At 58.4% G+C, this 14,890-nt stretch carries 20 protein-coding genes; 11 read left to right on the top strand and 9 right to left on the bottom strand.

Translation table 11 applies throughout. The features are described 5' to 3' along the window. Nucleotides 1-132 precede the first annotated feature (132 nt). Complete coding sequence (locus tag F3H98_RS20540) at nucleotides 133-513, bottom strand: hypothetical protein (protein WP_149762212.1); 381 nt, start codon at nucleotides 511-513, stop codon at nucleotides 133-135. Between the two features lie 75 nt (nucleotides 514-588). On the opposite strand from F3H98_RS20540, the gene F3H98_RS20545 reads away from it, so the two are divergent. Next, entirely contained in the window at nucleotides 589-1,080 is a 492-nt protein-coding gene (locus tag F3H98_RS20545; protein WP_149762213.1) for a CYTH domain-containing protein, read from the top strand. A 356-nt stretch (nucleotides 1,081-1,436) separates the two neighbouring features. Continuing rightward, complete coding sequence (locus F3H98_RS20550; protein WP_149762214.1) at nucleotides 1,437-2,105, top strand: SOS response-associated peptidase; 669 nt, start codon at nucleotides 1,437-1,439, stop codon at nucleotides 2,103-2,105. A 53-nt stretch (nucleotides 2,106-2,158) separates the two neighbouring features. On the opposite strand, the gene F3H98_RS20555 is transcribed toward F3H98_RS20550, so the two are convergent. Further along, nucleotides 2,159-3,130, bottom strand: a complete 972-nt coding sequence (locus F3H98_RS20555; RefSeq protein ID WP_149762215.1) for an SDR family oxidoreductase — start codon at nucleotides 3,128-3,130, stop codon at nucleotides 2,159-2,161. On the opposite strand from F3H98_RS20555, the gene F3H98_RS32560 reads away from it, so the two are divergent. Further along, nucleotides 3,119-3,502 carry an ATP dependent DNA ligase gene (locus F3H98_RS32560; protein ID WP_425294862.1) on the top strand — a complete coding sequence of 128 codons (384 nt, stop codon included), beginning with the start codon at nucleotides 3,119-3,121 and terminating at the stop codon, nucleotides 3,500-3,502. The genes F3H98_RS20555 and F3H98_RS32560 overlap by 12 nt on opposite strands. A gap of 1,717 nt (nucleotides 3,503-5,219) precedes the next feature. Here F3H98_RS32560 and F3H98_RS20565 read toward each other — a convergent pair. Further along, the gene (locus tag F3H98_RS20565; RefSeq protein ID WP_149762216.1) at nucleotides 5,220-5,438 is read right to left on the bottom strand and encodes a hypothetical protein; all 219 of its coding nucleotides are present in this window, start codon (nucleotides 5,436-5,438) and stop codon (nucleotides 5,220-5,222) included. 1,037 nt (nucleotides 5,439-6,475) lie between these two features. Here F3H98_RS20565 and F3H98_RS20570 point away from each other — a divergent pair. The 3 genes from F3H98_RS20570 (at nucleotide 6,476) to F3H98_RS20580 (ending at nucleotide 7,459) form a co-directional block, all read left to right on the top strand. Further along, a complete protein-coding gene (locus F3H98_RS20570) occupies nucleotides 6,476-6,766 on the top strand; it encodes a DUF6894 family protein (RefSeq protein ID WP_149762217.1) in 291 nt (96 codons plus the stop codon). Nucleotides 6,767-6,869: 103 nt separating this feature from the next. Beyond that, the gene (locus tag F3H98_RS20575) at nucleotides 6,870-7,232 is read left to right on the top strand and encodes a hypothetical protein (protein ID WP_244621814.1); all 363 of its coding nucleotides are present in this window, start codon (nucleotides 6,870-6,872) and stop codon (nucleotides 7,230-7,232) included. Between the two features lie 8 nt (nucleotides 7,233-7,240). Further along, complete coding sequence (locus F3H98_RS20580; protein WP_149762218.1) at nucleotides 7,241-7,459, top strand: KTSC domain-containing protein; 219 nt, start codon at nucleotides 7,241-7,243, stop codon at nucleotides 7,457-7,459. Here the strand turns inward: F3H98_RS20580 and F3H98_RS20585 are convergent. The 5 genes from F3H98_RS20585 to F3H98_RS20600 form a co-directional block, all read right to left on the bottom strand. Next, nucleotides 7,456-8,094, bottom strand: a complete 639-nt coding sequence (locus tag F3H98_RS20585) for a DUF6766 family protein (RefSeq protein ID WP_149762219.1) — start codon at nucleotides 8,092-8,094, stop codon at nucleotides 7,456-7,458. The genes F3H98_RS20580 and F3H98_RS20585 overlap by 4 nt on opposite strands. A gap of 241 nt (nucleotides 8,095-8,335) precedes the next feature. Next, nucleotides 8,336-8,863 (bottom strand): YciE/YciF ferroxidase family protein, encoded by a 528-nt coding sequence (locus F3H98_RS20590; RefSeq protein WP_149762220.1) that lies wholly within the window; start codon nucleotides 8,861-8,863, stop codon nucleotides 8,336-8,338. Between the two features lie 1,314 nt (nucleotides 8,864-10,177). Then, nucleotides 10,178-10,327, bottom strand: coding sequence for a hypothetical protein (locus F3H98_RS31185; RefSeq protein ID WP_188130497.1), 150 nt, complete (start codon nucleotides 10,325-10,327; stop codon nucleotides 10,178-10,180). A gap of 256 nt (nucleotides 10,328-10,583) precedes the next feature. Then, nucleotides 10,584-10,958, bottom strand: a complete 375-nt coding sequence (locus F3H98_RS20595) for a hypothetical protein (protein ID WP_149762221.1) — start codon at nucleotides 10,956-10,958, stop codon at nucleotides 10,584-10,586. 6 nt (nucleotides 10,959-10,964) lie between these two features. Further along, nucleotides 10,965-11,126, bottom strand: a complete 162-nt coding sequence (locus tag F3H98_RS20600) for a DnaB-like helicase N-terminal domain-containing protein (protein WP_149762222.1) — start codon at nucleotides 11,124-11,126, stop codon at nucleotides 10,965-10,967. A 47-nt stretch (nucleotides 11,127-11,173) separates the two neighbouring features. On the opposite strand from F3H98_RS20600, the gene F3H98_RS20605 reads away from it, so the two are divergent. The 4 genes from F3H98_RS20605 to F3H98_RS20620 all read left to right on the top strand — a co-directional run bounded on the left by F3H98_RS20605 (nucleotide 11,174) and on the right by F3H98_RS20620 (nucleotide 13,544). Next, entirely contained in the window at nucleotides 11,174-11,431 is a 258-nt protein-coding gene (locus F3H98_RS20605; RefSeq protein WP_149762223.1) for a DUF982 domain-containing protein, read from the top strand. Nucleotides 11,432-11,482: 51 nt separating this feature from the next. Beyond that, nucleotides 11,483-11,740: a DUF982 domain-containing protein gene (locus tag F3H98_RS20610; RefSeq protein WP_149762224.1), complete on the top strand. Its 258-nt coding sequence runs from the start codon at nucleotides 11,483-11,485 to the stop codon at nucleotides 11,738-11,740. Between the two features lie 322 nt (nucleotides 11,741-12,062). Next, on the top strand, nucleotides 12,063-12,743 hold the full coding sequence (locus F3H98_RS31850) for a DUF982 domain-containing protein (RefSeq protein WP_244621815.1): 681 nt from the start codon (nucleotides 12,063-12,065) through the stop codon (nucleotides 12,741-12,743). A gap of 429 nt (nucleotides 12,744-13,172) precedes the next feature. Beyond that, nucleotides 13,173-13,544 (top strand): hypothetical protein, encoded by a 372-nt coding sequence (locus tag F3H98_RS20620; RefSeq protein WP_149762225.1) that lies wholly within the window; start codon nucleotides 13,173-13,175, stop codon nucleotides 13,542-13,544. Between the two features lie 331 nt (nucleotides 13,545-13,875). Here F3H98_RS20620 and F3H98_RS31190 read toward each other — a convergent pair whose 3' ends face one another. After that, nucleotides 13,876-14,031, bottom strand: coding sequence for a hypothetical protein (locus F3H98_RS31190; protein WP_188130498.1), 156 nt, complete (start codon nucleotides 14,029-14,031; stop codon nucleotides 13,876-13,878). A gap of 304 nt (nucleotides 14,032-14,335) precedes the next feature. Between F3H98_RS31190 and F3H98_RS31195 the strand changes: the two genes are divergently transcribed. After that, on the top strand, nucleotides 14,336-14,509 hold the full coding sequence (locus F3H98_RS31195; protein ID WP_188130499.1) for a hypothetical protein: 174 nt from the start codon (nucleotides 14,336-14,338) through the stop codon (nucleotides 14,507-14,509). Nucleotides 14,510-14,890: the final 381 nt, after the last annotated feature.

The following is a 14,890-nucleotide window of genomic DNA, read 5'->3' on the forward strand; positions in this document are numbered from 1 at the left end:
CAAAAGCCCGAAGGATCGCGCTCGACGTTATCCGCTGCAGGGCGGTGTCTTTATGGCTGCGCAGAAGCCAGCGTTCCATCGGGCGAGGCAATCCGCTGCGAGCCGGATAGCCCTTCTTACGTGAACCCCTTACTAGTTCACCGCCGCCCTTTTTGGGCGTTTCGAGTGCCCAGTTGCAGCCTTCTGTGTCGCGGGGAGGAAGGTGTGGGCCGCGCCGCGTACCACGTCGATCATCGCATTAGCCGCACTCTGCGCGGCCTCGACAGCCAGACTGGCCGCCTGTGCACCCTTCTTGGCGCCCTTCTTCGCACCCTTCTTGCCCGCTGCCGCAAGATCCTCGCGGTGCTCGACAAGCACGGCGGCGGCGGCGCCGGCGCCCGCGGTCAAGGCGTTGGCGAGCACGTCACGCCCCATCGGATTGTTCAGCAGGGCGCGCAGCAGCTTCGATTTGCGAGCGGATTTGGGCACTCTGTACCCGGCGACCTTCTTGGGCAGCTTGAATTTTTTTGCCATGTTGTTCCCTTTTGAATCTGAACGCAGCGGCTTTCAAGCGGTTCCGTGCGCTACCTATTAAGAACGGAAGCTGTCATGCCCGTGGAGATCGAAAGGAAATTTCTTGTCAATGATGATTCTTGGCAGCCGCTGGTAACGAAGCGGCTGCGGGTTCGTCAGGGCTATTTTGCACGTACGCCGATGATGCGCGCCCGTATCCGGCTGATCGACAAGGACCAGGCGTTCATCACCCTGAAGAGTCAGCCGGGGCCGGTCACGCGCTATGAGTACGAGTATCCCATTCCATACTCCGAAGCCGCCGAAATGATCGATCGCTTCAGCATCGAACCCCTCATCGAGAAAACCCGGCACTGCCTGCCCTGGGGCGGTCTGATCTGGAGCGTCGATGTCTTTGAAGGCCTGAACCGCGGTTTGGTGGTGGCAGAGGTAGAGCTTGCCCGGGCATGGCAAGATTTCGATCTCCCTTCCTGGGCGGGCAAGGAAGTAACCAGCGACCCGCGCTATGGAAATTCCAATCTTGCCCGCGCGCCCTTCATAAGCTGGAACGAGAGGGACAAACCGGACTAAGACTGTTATGTCAGCGGCCGTCGAGTCATGCGATCAACGTCGCTTACGTCCGCTTCGCGCCGTCCCGCTTTTTTGCTTCTTACGCTTGTTTCATCGTACGAGCCGCCGCGGCGCCGCCTTCGACAACTGACTCGCCCACGTGCACGCATTGCCAAGAGAATGCCAGCAAATACGTGACTGATGTCTGAACGTCCGCTTTTTGGGGGAACAGTGCCACTGCCCCGAACGACTACTATTGGGCGGTGCAAAACTGCCATTCGGCATGAGAATAACAAGGGTCGCCTTCCGGTCCGAAAGCCATCGCTCAGAGAGCACGACCAGTTGAAGCAAAGGAACTCCGCTGCCAGACTGATGCCATGTGCGGACGCTACGCCCGATATCTCCCCTGGTCGGAAATCCACCGGCTCTATCGCCTGACCGCGCCGGCAGACGTCGGCCGTAACACCCAGCCACGCTACAACATCGCGCCGACGCAGGACGTGCTGTTCGTCACCAAAGGTGAGAACGGCGGCAGCCACCAGCTTCGCGAGGGGCGATGGTGGCTCGTTCCATGGTGGGCGAAGGAGATACCGAAAAGCGCTATGTTCAATGCCCGCTCGGAAACTGTCGATACCTCCGGCGCCTTCAAGGATGCGTTTAAGTCGAAACGCTGCCTGATCCCCGCCGATGGTTTCTACGAATGGACGATCAGCCCTGCTGACAAGGGCCGCGACCCCTGCTTCCTGCCTGAGCATCAGCCCTTCAGCTTTGCCGGCATCTGGGCGCACAACGACAAGGTCGGCGTCACCAGCTGCTCGATAATCACGATGCCGGCCGGCGATCCAATGAAGCAGATCCACGACCGTCAGCCGGTGATCCTCGATCCCGAAATCTATGATGCCTGGCTGAATCCGGACACGCCGCCAGCCGACGCCAAGAAACTACTGCACGAGAACCTCGATGCCGGTCTGGAATTCTACCGCGTCGGCCGAGACGTCAACACGTCGGCCAAAGACCCAAGTAACCCTACGATCTGCCGCACATGATCGAGCGGATCCAACTGTTGTAAGGCAGTCCCAATCCGGCAACGCTGGCACTCTCAATATCCGCCGATGATCGGCAGGATTTCGCCGGTGATGTAGCTGGAACATTGCGGCGAGGCCAGGAACACATAGGCAGGCGCGATCTCCTCCGGCTGGGCCGGGCGTTTCATCGGTGTCTTGGCGCCGAATTTGGAGACGTCCTCGGCTTCCTTTTCCGAAGGGTTGAGCGGGGTCCACACCGGCCCCGGAGCCACCGCATTGACCCGAATGCCCTTGCCGACAAGGTTGCCCGAGAGTGCGCGGGTGAAGGCGTGGATGCCACCCTTGGTCATCGAATAGTCGACCAGCTCCTTCGAGCCGTCGATGCCGGTGATGGAGCCGGTGTTGATGATCGCCGAACCCGGCTTCATGTGCAGCACGGCTTCCTGCGCCATGTGGAAATAGCCATAAAGATTGGTCTTCAGCGTGGTGTCGAAATGTTTTTCGGTGAGGTCGGCGAATTCGGCCGAATGGACCTGAAAAGCAGCGTTGTTGACTAGCACGTCGAGGCGGCCGAGCTTCTTCACGGTGTCGGCCACCGCTTTTCTGCAATAGCGGCGCTGGCTGACGTCGCCCGGCAGCAGGATGCAGCGCCCACCTTCCCTCTCGACCGCCTGCTTCGTCGCCTCGGCATCACGGTGTTCCGAAAGATACGAAATAGCCACATCGGCGCCCTCGCGGGCAAAAAGCACGGCCACCGCACGGCCAATACCGGAATCGCCGCCGGTGATCAGCGCCACCTTGCCGTCGAGCTTTTTCGAGCCGATCCAGAACGGCGCCTCGTACATCGGCGCCGGTTCGATCTTCCATTCCTCGCCGGGCTTGGGGTGATGCTGCCTAGGGAAGGGCGGCGCGGGATATTTTCGGGCGCCAGCCTGCATGGCCTTCCCATCGGCCCGATCGGGCTTACGGCGATCGTCGGCATCGACCTTCTTCTGGATGATGCGCTGCTTGCGTTCCGCAGCCTTGGCCGAAGCTTGTGCGGGCATGGGTCATCTCCGGTTCCTGGAGAATGCCTAACGCGCGAGGCCACGAAAGGTTTTCACCACGGCACCCGACAGCGGCGGAAATCTGACAACACCAGTCGACGCGCTGCAACCGCCGATGATTATGGCAAGCTCACCGATGCTGCCGGCGTCGGACCGACTTCAACTGCACCGCCGGACGGCTGTAAAACAGCTTCTCGACGGCGTCGTCACAGATGCCGCCGATCGCCGGCCTCCGGATCAAAGGGTGCCGTTCGGGTGGCGCCGGAGACCATTGTGGAGGTCGAATTTCAGAGCTGGACGGAAGACGGTCAGCTCCGGCACCCGTCGTTCAAACAGGTGCGGGACGATCGGTCGATTGATGAATTCCTGTGAGGTGGCGTTCGCGAGCAATGAGATCACTTGATCACCGAGAATTCGAAACGGTTGAAGTGATTCACCCAGACAGATTCTTTCTTCGCCTCGAATGTTCCCGAAGGATTGAGCTTGCTTGGCTTAAACCCGCGTTCAGTGTCGGCGCCGTGCTCCGGTGATCAGCTCAATCCGTCGATAGTCGTCAGCCATAAGCCTGTGCTTGAGCATAGCCTCAAGCTCCGCGTTGTGCCAACTGTCCGGTCGAAATGGGGGCCAGTTCAGAACGCGAACGGACACCCCAGTTGGATAGTTGGAATGGAACAAATGGAGGTGCCGGAACGTTGTTTCAGGTTGGAGTGCGACCAACAGACAACCGTCTGACAGCACCCATCTAGGAGACCTCGATGGATACCACCACCTTACTCATTATTATTCTTGTTCTTGTTTTGCTTGCCGGCGGCTGGTTCGGTCGTGGGCGCTGGTATTAATCGATGCGCTCGAAGGCGCGTAATTGGGGCGCCTTGCCGCGTTCGCTAAGGGCAAATTTCGACCTAAGACACTGCGGGCAGTCTTGCAGGCAGGCGGACACGTCTCTGCATCATGAATTTCGGTGATTGGCTGTGGTAAAACGAAACTGGGCATCGCTCCTTTGTGAAGCGACTGCTGGTGCTGGGCCTGGGGCGCCAACCCAATATCAGGCGACGGAGGCGCCTCTTTTTCGCTGCGTCTGTCCTGGCGGGCTGAGCTGCGGAGGGAGCGGCCGAAGTGACCACACTTTGGTTGCTCCTTTGAATCTGCAATCTCCAGACGCCCGACGCTTGAGGAGGAAATCCGATAGCGCCGGACGCCAGACCGGCAGTAGACTATGCGGGAATACCGCCGATAGAACGATTATGGTCGCCAAAGGCCGCCACGCCAATCCGCAAAACGCAAGAGGCGGCAAGATGCTCAAGGACCGGCGAAGAGGGCCAGCTTCGCCGTCATTTAACGCGTGCGGGATGATCGGCCGGAGAAGAGTTTCTGGAGATCTCCAGCCGAGCTGAATTTCTCGCTCTGCACCGGAACATCGCATCGCAACGCGCGTTGCAACAGTGTCGGCACCTTTGTTACCAGAGCTGGGGTCGACGTTGGATGCGCTCCGTAGCGTCTCTTTTTCGCGGTGACGTAACGACCATGAATGCGTTTCTGGCCCGCGAAAGGAGCAGCCAGGTCCAAAGCCGTGGTTGCTCCCTTCTTTGCCAAACGCGAAGTCGAGTTTCGAGGCTGGGCTGAAGATGACCAACATCGCATTCTTCATTCAAGCGAGTCCATGACGACGGCTCGATCCATGAATTCATATGAAGCTCGGCTCTGGCCGTTCGCGAGCAATGCAACTAGCGACTTTACCGTGCTCTCCTGCAGCTCGTCGAACGCTGAGGCTGAGTAGAAATTCCTCGAGGGTGTGCTTCTGATAATTTACGGGAGCGCTGCACAAAGAGCTCGCCCATGTGCGCATCAAGAACGAGGTGCCATTGACTGCGACCGTCATTCGCCAAAATCGTCGAAAAGATCATGGTGAAAGAGATCAAGGCGCGACCGGCTCTACAATCACAAAATTCCGGTATTGCAGAGGCAAAATGGAACCGTGACGGTTCTTTACCGAGCCGCCGCTGACGAGAGTTGGAGCGAAGACGGCCAGCTTGGGCAGCCGTCATTCGAATGGGTGCGTGACGATCGGTCAGCAGAAGAGTTTCTGTAGTTAGGCTGCCTTAAATCGGGGTTGGAACTCGTGCCGGTCCAGCGCCGCTACCAACTCGTCCGCTGTTTGAATACCGCTCTCAAACAGGCTCATTATCCGATACGCTAAGTTTTCGTGAGCTGGATCACCCGGCTGGATACCCGCATCTCGGCAGCGGTCATTGAATATTTGGTGAAGAATGACCAGCTGCTCTGGGCTGGCGCTGCCATTGAATCGCATGGTGTTTCTCCCATCGGGCGAAAGCACCTGAGTTGGCTTCCAAGCGTCGTTCGCCGTAGAATATCGGACGACGATCTTACCATAGCACATGTTGTGCGGGAGCGCTGTTCACAAAGACATAGTGCTCGGAAAGGTGGAACCCATGTTCGGCCCAGCCGTTCGTGCCATGGAGAGCCGCGCAACATGACGCGAATGAGAGTCTGGTGATTGCACGCCACGTTGCAAAAACGGGCATCACCGAACAGCAAGCCCGCGCACTCGTGCTGCTGCTTGGGGCCAGTAACTGGCCTTCTCTACATGAAGCACGATTGCTCGGAACAGCACGTCACGAGTTAGCGTTAAATTGGCGTTGGCCCTTCCCATCCACGGCCGACTACCTGAGGCGCCTTCTGAAAGATCCGCAAGCAGAGGCGCCTCCCTTTTTTCGCCGCAGCTGATCCTTGGCGGGCTTGCGGCGGAGGGGGAGCGGCCGAAGTACCCCACTTTGGTTGCTCCCTTCCTGAGATCGTTCGGACGCACGCTATGTCGTGAACGACTTTCCGCGAAGCTCGCGCCTCCTACGACTAATTCCCCGCTAAGCATCGGAACAGCGCAACCCAACGCGCGTTTAAACAGGGTCGGCACCTTGTTTTACCAGAGCTGGGGCCGATGTTGGAGGCGCTCCCGTAGCGTCTCTCTTTCGCGGTGACGTTACGACTATGAAATGCGTTTCTTGCCCGCGAAAGGGGAGCAATCAGGTCCAGAGCCCTGGTTTCTCACTTCTATTCCGCACAATGCGGGACGACGGTCACAGTCAGCGTTGGACGTTAAGCCCATCAAGCGCAACGTGGAGTTCTGCTTCAGGTCCACGCGTGGTCGAAACGCTTTGCGCAATATCTAAATGCTCAGTTTCGAAAACGCCACCCCGAGCGCGGCGCGTGACATATCCATGAGCGCAATCAATGAGTTCAATCTCAGAAATGCATGATCCACTGAGCTATTGGGAACAAAACGTCTCGACAGCACTTGAACGATGAAACGTCGCTCGGGAGAGTCGTATGCCGAAGTATCGATTTGAGTTCCCTGACGAACCGGATGTGGGGCCGATTGTTCTCGAATTGGAGAACCTAGAAGCCGCGAAAGCCGAAGCGCAAAGGGCAATGGCAGATAGTGTGATGGATCGTGTGATCCATCGACACGATCCGCGAAGATTGGCCACCCGAATATACGACGAGGCGGGGTATTTGATTGCCCAAGTGGATTTTGACGACCTCGTCTCAGAAGCCGACGGAGCTGATAAGGCGCAGACAAATCCTCCAGAAGAACCTGGCGTCAAGAGATCAGGATAAAGGTTACCTGGAACCTAGGAACAGTGTTTGCCGAGCAGCGTTTTACGGGGTTGGCCGATTCTGGCTCGGTCGGCGCCTGAGGCGCCTGAAGCGCAGGCAACGGGTGTCTCCAACACTGAACTGGATCGATCACGACTGTGGGATTAAGCGAGCAATTGTAGTGCACCTCCTCCAGATTCTGCTTCCACTCCAAGACAATACCGGACGGCGGTTCAAGCAGAAGGACTTTGAGCACCTGAAGGAAGAGCTTGCCGCCGAACACGGTGGCGTAACCGCCTATCTCCAGTCGCCTGCGGAGGGTCTTTGGAACCAAGCTGGCGCGACCGACAGGGATGACGTGGTCATCTTCGAGGTGATGACCGAAGAAATTGATCTGTCGCGCTGGCGACAGCGACGAGCCGACCTCGAACGCCGTTTTCGCCAGGACAAGGTCATTGTCCGCTATTGGCCGCTCTCGCTCGTGTAGGGCATATCATGCCCTCTACCTCGATCCGCAAGACTGAATATGATCCAGACAGGGAGATACTATCGGTCTGGTTTGTCACCAGCGGAAAGCGATATGACTATGAAGCCGTGCCCGCGGCGACTTACCAGGCTTTTCAAGACGCGTTCGCCAAGGGTCGCTTCTTCAACGCACACATCCGGGACCGCTTCAAGTATCGACGCGCCAGCGAAAACGACGACAACGGCTAGGCGCCCGTTTCGGAATTGGCGGCGCCTGCGGGCTTCGACTCGGGCGAGCCTTTGTGCCGCAGGAAAATCGACAGCACCACCAGGACCGCGGTCGACATGAATTCGGATTGCCAGTTCTGGAAGGATTCGAACCAGAGTTGGGCATCGAGGAGATAAGCTCCCAACGTTTGAACCTTTTCACCATGCCGAAGCGCTTCCTCGTTCCTATCAGTGAGGCTTGCCCACCAGTGCAGGGCAAACGAGGCAATGAACAGCAGCGCCAGTACGATGCCCAACGAATAGGAATAGAGCCAGGAGAAGACGGGATTGCGCCGCCGCGTCGTTGCTGAGAGTTCATCATTGGTGCGGTCGGGATCATCCGGGTCGCGCGACTCGGCCGAGCCGCGCTGAAACAGCGTCGCCGTTAAGATGACAAAGGCAGCCATCTGCAGGAATTCGCTTTCCCAGTTCTCAAACAGCGCCGAAAGGAAGCTGCCGCTCGCCATGTACGCCAGTAGGCCGAGAGGGGCAGACCCGTGCACAATTAGCTCTTCATTGTGGGCGGCTTGACCCGTGCAGATCATGCCGACCACGCTGAACAAAAACATTGTGACGAGAAGGATCGTCAGCCCGTTGTCCCGGAAGAACGTTTTCACAAGTCCTCTCCCTCCGCTTCAATGCCAGCTCTCGAGAACTTCTGCCGTCGACGCTGCTTCAACCTGCTCGCTGAAACAAACTCTCAGGAGAAGGCGTATTCGACGTGAACTACGGCAGGTTCAAGCGAAATAGGCGGGAAACGTTATCCACTACCCCAAAAGGCAGCTAGCCCGCCGCCCAGATGGACGACGGGCCAGACGGCGCAGACCGCGCGCCGAGAAAACTATCCAGCTTAGGGTATCAAGCAGCTTCCTGCATAGCGCGCTCGTTGACGCCGCCTTCTCCCAAGGCAGACAGCGCCTCGTCCGTGGCTTCTTCTTCGGCCAGCGTGGCCTTGAGTATGTCCGCCGCTTCCGTCATACCGAGCTGATCAGCCCAAGCAATAAGAGTGCCGTAACGCGCGATTTCATAGTGCTCGACCGCTTGCGCAGCCGCCACCAGACCAGCATCGAGGGCCGGAGCACCTTTATATTCGTCGAGGACTTCAGAGCCCTCCTCCAAAATGCCATCGATTGCAGGGCAGGTTCTGCCGCGCGCCGGCTTACCGAGCAAATCAAACACCTGCTCGAGGCGTTCCACCTGCGCTTCTGTTTCCGCAAGGTGTTTCTGAAAGGCGGCAACGACTTCCCCGCCCTCAGCGCCTTTAGCCATTTTCGGCAAGGCTTTCACGATCTTCTTCTCGGCGTAGTAGATATCCTTGAGCCCATCGAGAAACAGGTCCTCAAGACCCTTCGTTGATGCCTTTGCGGCTTTCTTCGTAGTTGCCATTGTCTTCTCCCAGGAGGTTAATTGAGCCTCGCCAACTGCTAGGCTTGTGATTAACCCCGCGCCGGGCGACAAGTTCCCCTACGAGCGACGATCTTCCGTATCGATTTGCTGAGCCTCACGTTCCAAGTGCTTCATCATTTTCGAAATCTTTTTGGGTCGGTATGCTCACAAGATAGTTCCGCGTTTCCTCAAGGGCGACAGTGATCTCATCCAATTTGGCGTGGATCGCCTAGGTGTCTCAGTAGCCTGAATGAGTACCACACAACATCTGTCCAGCCGAGAGGAACCAGAGCGGTGCAGACTGCCATCAGTCCAAGAATGAACTAAAAGCCGGGCTTAAAGAGCGCGTTCGGCTGCAATGAAAAAGTGACTTGTTCATTGCCAAAAAACGCTGCCCCGCCGGTTTGGTTCTGGAACCCTTCTCCCTTCTTAAAAGTTGCTCATTTCATAAGGGAGATTGAGTACGCGAATTGAATGTGGGCATTGTGTTTGTGGCGCTATTACTGCAGAAATGTCCGAAGAGCCGTTTTGGATCTGTTACAATCACGACAACGATTGCCGCCGGGCTATCGGAGACCACTGACTATCTGGATTGGATACCGGCCCTACGAAATTCGATTCCAGAAAGGCAATCCTAGAAACTTCTCGAAGATGAGGGGTGTAACCGGATATTTCTGCGGGAATTGCGGCACCTCCATCGCCTATGCCGATGGCGATTTTCATGACGCCAATGCGATCTATCTCGTCTTGACCGAAGCGAACGGATAGATCGCGCAGCCTCACTCTCTCCTCCAGGCCAAGCCGAAAATGAACCCTGCTCCGAAGCCAATCGCGATTGTTGCCATCGGATGTTCTCCCAGCGAATCCTCAACCGGCTCTATAAGTCTGTCCGCCATTCTGACGACGGTCGTCGTGCGATCCCGCCCTACGTCGGACGCCACCGTCCGCAAATCAGACCGGAGACGCCCGATGCGTTTCCTGGCTTCATTCAGTGCCGGTGAGAGGTCGTCAGGAGGTGCCATACGTAGGTCGGCCACCTCCGCTGACAATATGTCCAAATCCAGCTGTAGGGTCTGCAAATCCCGTCCTCTGGCCCCTGCCATGACCTCCTCCTTCAGCGATAGAGTTTTTTCGGCCCGACACTGGTGGCAGTGACCCGGCCCTGATCTCGCGGCTTCTTTCGGTTCTGTCGTCTGCTTTAATGCTGCTCCTTCTTCATGAACCTCCTCCACTGACTTCGGTTCCATGGCACGCGTCGGGACAAGAGCGGGCAGGGGCAACCGGCCGGCGGGAACCCCGAGCCCGGGGATTGTGTCAGCCTACCGTGAGGGCAAGCCGGACCACATAGGCGACCAGGGCGGCTGCAGTGACCAGGGCTATAGGAAACTGCGTTTTGGCCGCTTTGCTGACGTGCCGATTATTGACCATCCGGTGCAGCCCCGTCTTCACCTCTTCGAGCCTCATGCGGAAGGCGTTCTCAGCCGGCACACTCAGGCTACCGAGCGCCCAACCCAAAAGAGGGAGGGCGACCGGCGAGAGATAAAGCGCGCAGATCGTACCGACGACGATCTTGCCGGGAACACGCCATTCCCTTCCGCGGCTGCCGCGACAGATCCAAGCAAGCCAGCCGTAGGGAGCTCACCCTTCCCGGTTGTGAGCATTTCCCAAATGTTCCCTTAGGCGTCGGTTGCTGAGAGGGTAGGTCGTGCCCGGGCGGCCTTCACGTGAAGGAACAGTCAGCGCAAAAGGTGATGCGATCATACGCGCGGTCGAGCGCGCGATCGAGTTTCAGGGCCGCGACATCGAGGCGGTCACTCGGGCGAACCCCCGTCTCTTCCGGCTGTCGGCTTTCAGCGCAGTAGTCCGGAAGCTCGCGCGCCACTGCGAGCTCTACCTCCGCAGATCGAGAACCAGACGGCCAGAGCCTGCTTGATCGAGCCGCCGCCATAAGTATCGCCCATGACCGGGCGGAAGGAATCGCCACCCTCACCACGTACTGCCAGACCGGCATGTCACCGATCATCGCATCCGCCGGCAAATAGGGCTTCAAGAGTGATCGGATTGACCGATCGAGACCTGCGATCATGGCGCCCATTGTCTCTTACAGCGTTCCATGAAGCAGCTCGTGAAAATGCTGAGCCCGGTGAAAGCCGGCAACACTCCAGTGTGCGTCTGCATTGACAATGATTGCCCCGAGCAGCGCTTGTTCTGCCTCGATCGCGTCTGGAAGTGCGGCACGAAAATCGCAAGCGAGTGCATTCATCGCGAATCTCTCCGGAACAATGCCAGGGTCGACGCGTTCGCCCTCCCATGCAGGACGCCACCTTTCAACAGCCGGTTCATATTGCTTTTGGCCGACCCGCCCCGGTCCTGAGCATCACGACGACACAGGAAGCGGCTAGGCATCTGCTTGGTAGCCAATGGCCGGAAGGGCCAATGAGAGAAATTGCAGCGCTCGCGTTGGTCGGTGTCAGCTCGGGAGACGTAACTACTGACGAAGCCCGAGAAGCGTTCGTCGACGCGGCGATTGAAGCTGGTGTTCTGATTGCCGCCAATTCCACAATCTGAAGCGGGCCATGTTTGCCGGAACTGCAAAGCCCAACGAACGTTTTTCCCCACATGATCGTTTTCGAACCGCCCGTTGGCATTTATCTCGGCATCGGCCAGATCCGAGTGGTGAACTCGCTGCAGGATGCAGCGGAATGCCTGATGAGTGAGAAATGGCCGGGGCTGCGAGGCGCAGCCTTTGAAAAAGCGACGCTCATTCTTATCGCTGCGAGTGCAGGCTTCAAGAACGCCGACCAGGCGCGTCAAGCTTTTGCCAGCGCTGCCGTCGAAGCCGGTATCCTGGTCGATCCGAAGCTGCTGGTGCACTGAAAGCCGATTGCTTCGATTATTTGATTCCCCGGCCGTCGCAGCAGCTCGGAAGCGGCGTGAGCAAGCGGGCGACTTGCCGGATAGGTGGCATCTCGTCATGCTGCTCTCGCCTGCAATGCCTTGAACCGCTGGCAAGCCTGGCCAGCCATCGCGATGCCGACGGCTTTCGCGGCGTCGGCGTTCTTCACATTGATCTTGAACACTCGACACCGCTGCACCGCTTCCACATGGCACGGTCAAAGCCGGGCGAGCGGCCCATGCCGAGAAAATGTTTGCGCCAGGTTGCTGACGGTATTGTCTCCCAAGGGATGCGGCGGCGATAATGGCCACAGCCGCGCACTCCTTCAAGCTGAAGTGCATTCGGGTTGATGGTCTGCTCGTCGACCGGGCCGGTGAGCGTCTGGCGCGTCTTCTTGAACGAGACGACGTTGCGCATAGGCTGTTGGATGGCCACGAAATCCGGCCGACCGGCCTTAAACATTGGCAGCAGCTGCAGCGCCAGAGACGCAGCTTTCTCTCGGCATTTTCGCCGACGGCTTTGATGATTCCGGTTTTGATCGAAGAGAGCGAGGAACCGGGCTCATACCATGCGAAACCGGTTCCGTTGCGATGTCGAATCCGAGGATCAGCATGGAACCTTCGACAGCGCCGGACGTTGCTGAGCGTCCCATTTCCACACTGCTGTCCGGAGTTTGCCATGACGCACGAGAGGCTGTTTCACGCGCCCGTCTCTGTGTCGGTCGAGCTTGGTCTCAGGCGCGATATCGAGTCGATTGCAGAAGCTCAAAAATTGCTGGCCGAGTGGTATGAGTCTCGAAGAGGACCGCTCCATGAAGCAGCGGTGCAGGCGTGCAATTTCGCGGCCAACGGTTATGTGACAACCGATCAGGCTCGGAGCGCCCTTGTCGCCTTTGCTGAGGCAACAGGTATTCTTCCGCCGGACGTTGATCACGTCATCGCGGCGCATGCAGTCGCCAGGTCCTATGATGGATTTGCTTCCTGAGGTCATACAGCGGCCACTGCCTCAATCTTGGCGCGACGTTTCTGCGTGGGCTCGTCGGCCGTCGCATCACAGCTCTCCTCCAGCTTCACCAGCGCCGGTTCTAATAAGCGGCCGGGAGGTCCGCTACAAAGGAAGGAAGGGAATGACAATGGATCGAAAACATCGCCGGAAGCGACGCGCTCGAATCCAGATGGACTTGTTCGGCTTGCGGAGCGGCCGACATTAGCGGCCCTCCGCGAAGCGGGCGACTTGTTCCGGCGTCGGGACACGCATCCAAAAGCGGGCTCGGCCCAGCCGCAAGCGGATGCGAGGAACCCTCCCCCATGAATGCCTTCGCTTCGGCGACAATCGGGTCGGTGGAACCGATGAAGCCGCCGCACGCCACGGCGTCGAGGATGCTTCAGATGAAAGTCGGCGACCTGATCTCCAATGATCTCGAAAAGCCTTGCCGGCGGGTTTGCGGAGCCCACCGCGCTCCTCAAGCTTCCCAATGATTTGATGCACGCCGCTTCGCGAGGCAAAGCCAAGCCGTGTGGCGATCCCATTGTAGGACGGGTCAAAGGCGAGCGCTTCGCTCTGGCGTGCAGTGAAACTGGTCATGCAGCCTCCGCCATTTCCATCAGCCGGCGAAGCTCGGCTTCGGCCTCTGCCTGGGTCGCGCCGGTCGCGAACAACCGGGTGCGCGAGCAACGCGCCATCCAGATGCCATCGTGCAAACAGGTGACGAGGATGCTCGTGCTGGCGCCTTCGTGCAGGCATTGCAATGCTTTGAGCCCGAACCGGCACACAGATTGGGATTGAGGCACTGATGACGAAGAACTTTCTTCCGCCGAAATGCAGGGGCCGGCGAGACCAGAGGGGGTAGCCTCGCCAGCCCGGTCCACAGCGAGTGGGGAGGAATTAATCACCTGCCGCGGATGAGAAACGCTAACAGAGTTCGCGCCGCTCGGCGAAGCCGAAGCGGTCACGTTCTGGGACTGCTCGTCTCGAATTTTGAACTCTGCCGAGTTGGCTTGGATGAAATTGTTCGCCTCAAGGAACCGCTGCCTGGCCCCTCGCCTGCCGCTTCCAGCAGTGCAACGTGACCGCGCGAGGTGCGATGAAACTCCATCCGCGTCGAATTCGCTGACGGCTACGTGATGATCACGAGCGGCAATTCCATCCGGAAGTGCCGGGAGGCAAGCTGATGGCCCGCGTCGCCCTTCTTCCAACAGCTTTCTAGCGTCAGCCCACTGGCAAAAATAGCCGGCCGGTCAAGGAAAAAGCCTACCTCGTGCTGGCGCTTCACGGCGCCTATCCCAACGCCGGTCTCGCCTTGCTCGTGATCCAAAACGTCGAGCGCAAGCCCCCTGTCGGCGAGGTGCGACCGTGATTTCCCTTTTATCGCACGGGCGGCACGGGACTGATTGGTCCCGGCGCCGGCGGATCACCCGGCACTGGATTTGGTGGGTTCGGCTGCGGGGGTATAGGCTGTGGTGGATGAGGTTCTTGGTCGATCATCGAACTCAGCTCCTTTCCGTTGCAACGAAAGTCTTCAAGGACTGGTTCCCCGTAATGGTTGAGAAGCAAGCCAAGGCGGAAGGGAGAGCGAAGTGACGCGGCATCTCGCGATCACGCAACGCCAGGCGCGCACGCTATTGCGCGCGGCTGAGGCAGAACGTGGGATCGTCGAAGTCAAGATCGGCGCCGCGATCGGGGACGGAGAGCGCTTCTTCGCGCATGCAATAAACCATTTTGTGCATTGCAACAGAACTGGTTTGAGGTAGTGTCTGGTTTGTCGGCCATCTTTTCCTCCCAAGGTGCGATGCCGGCAAATCCATCGAACTCATCTTCCCGAGTTCGCCCAATAGAAGCCCGCTGCAACTCCTCCCGCAGCGGGCTTTTATGTTCAAGAAATCATGAGTAACCGGGCGTGGACCTTGGGTCTCGGAGCACCACTATATGCCCGGCGACTCGGATTCCGTAAGGCGGACTTGCTTCAGTCTTGGCGTCCCGCAAACACGACAAGTCGGTTGCGGCCGGTTGGTGCATTGGGGACCGCTGCAAGCCGGCCAGACGTTAAGGGTGTTCGAACGAACTTCCCCACTACGTCAATGCTTTTTTCACAATCCAGTCACATACTGCATGGTCGCGGCAAATGAGCCGCA

This window comes from Neomesorhizobium albiziae, assembly GCF_900114255.1.
Classification (GTDB): domain Bacteria; phylum Pseudomonadota; class Alphaproteobacteria; order Rhizobiales; family Rhizobiaceae; genus Neomesorhizobium; species Neomesorhizobium albiziae.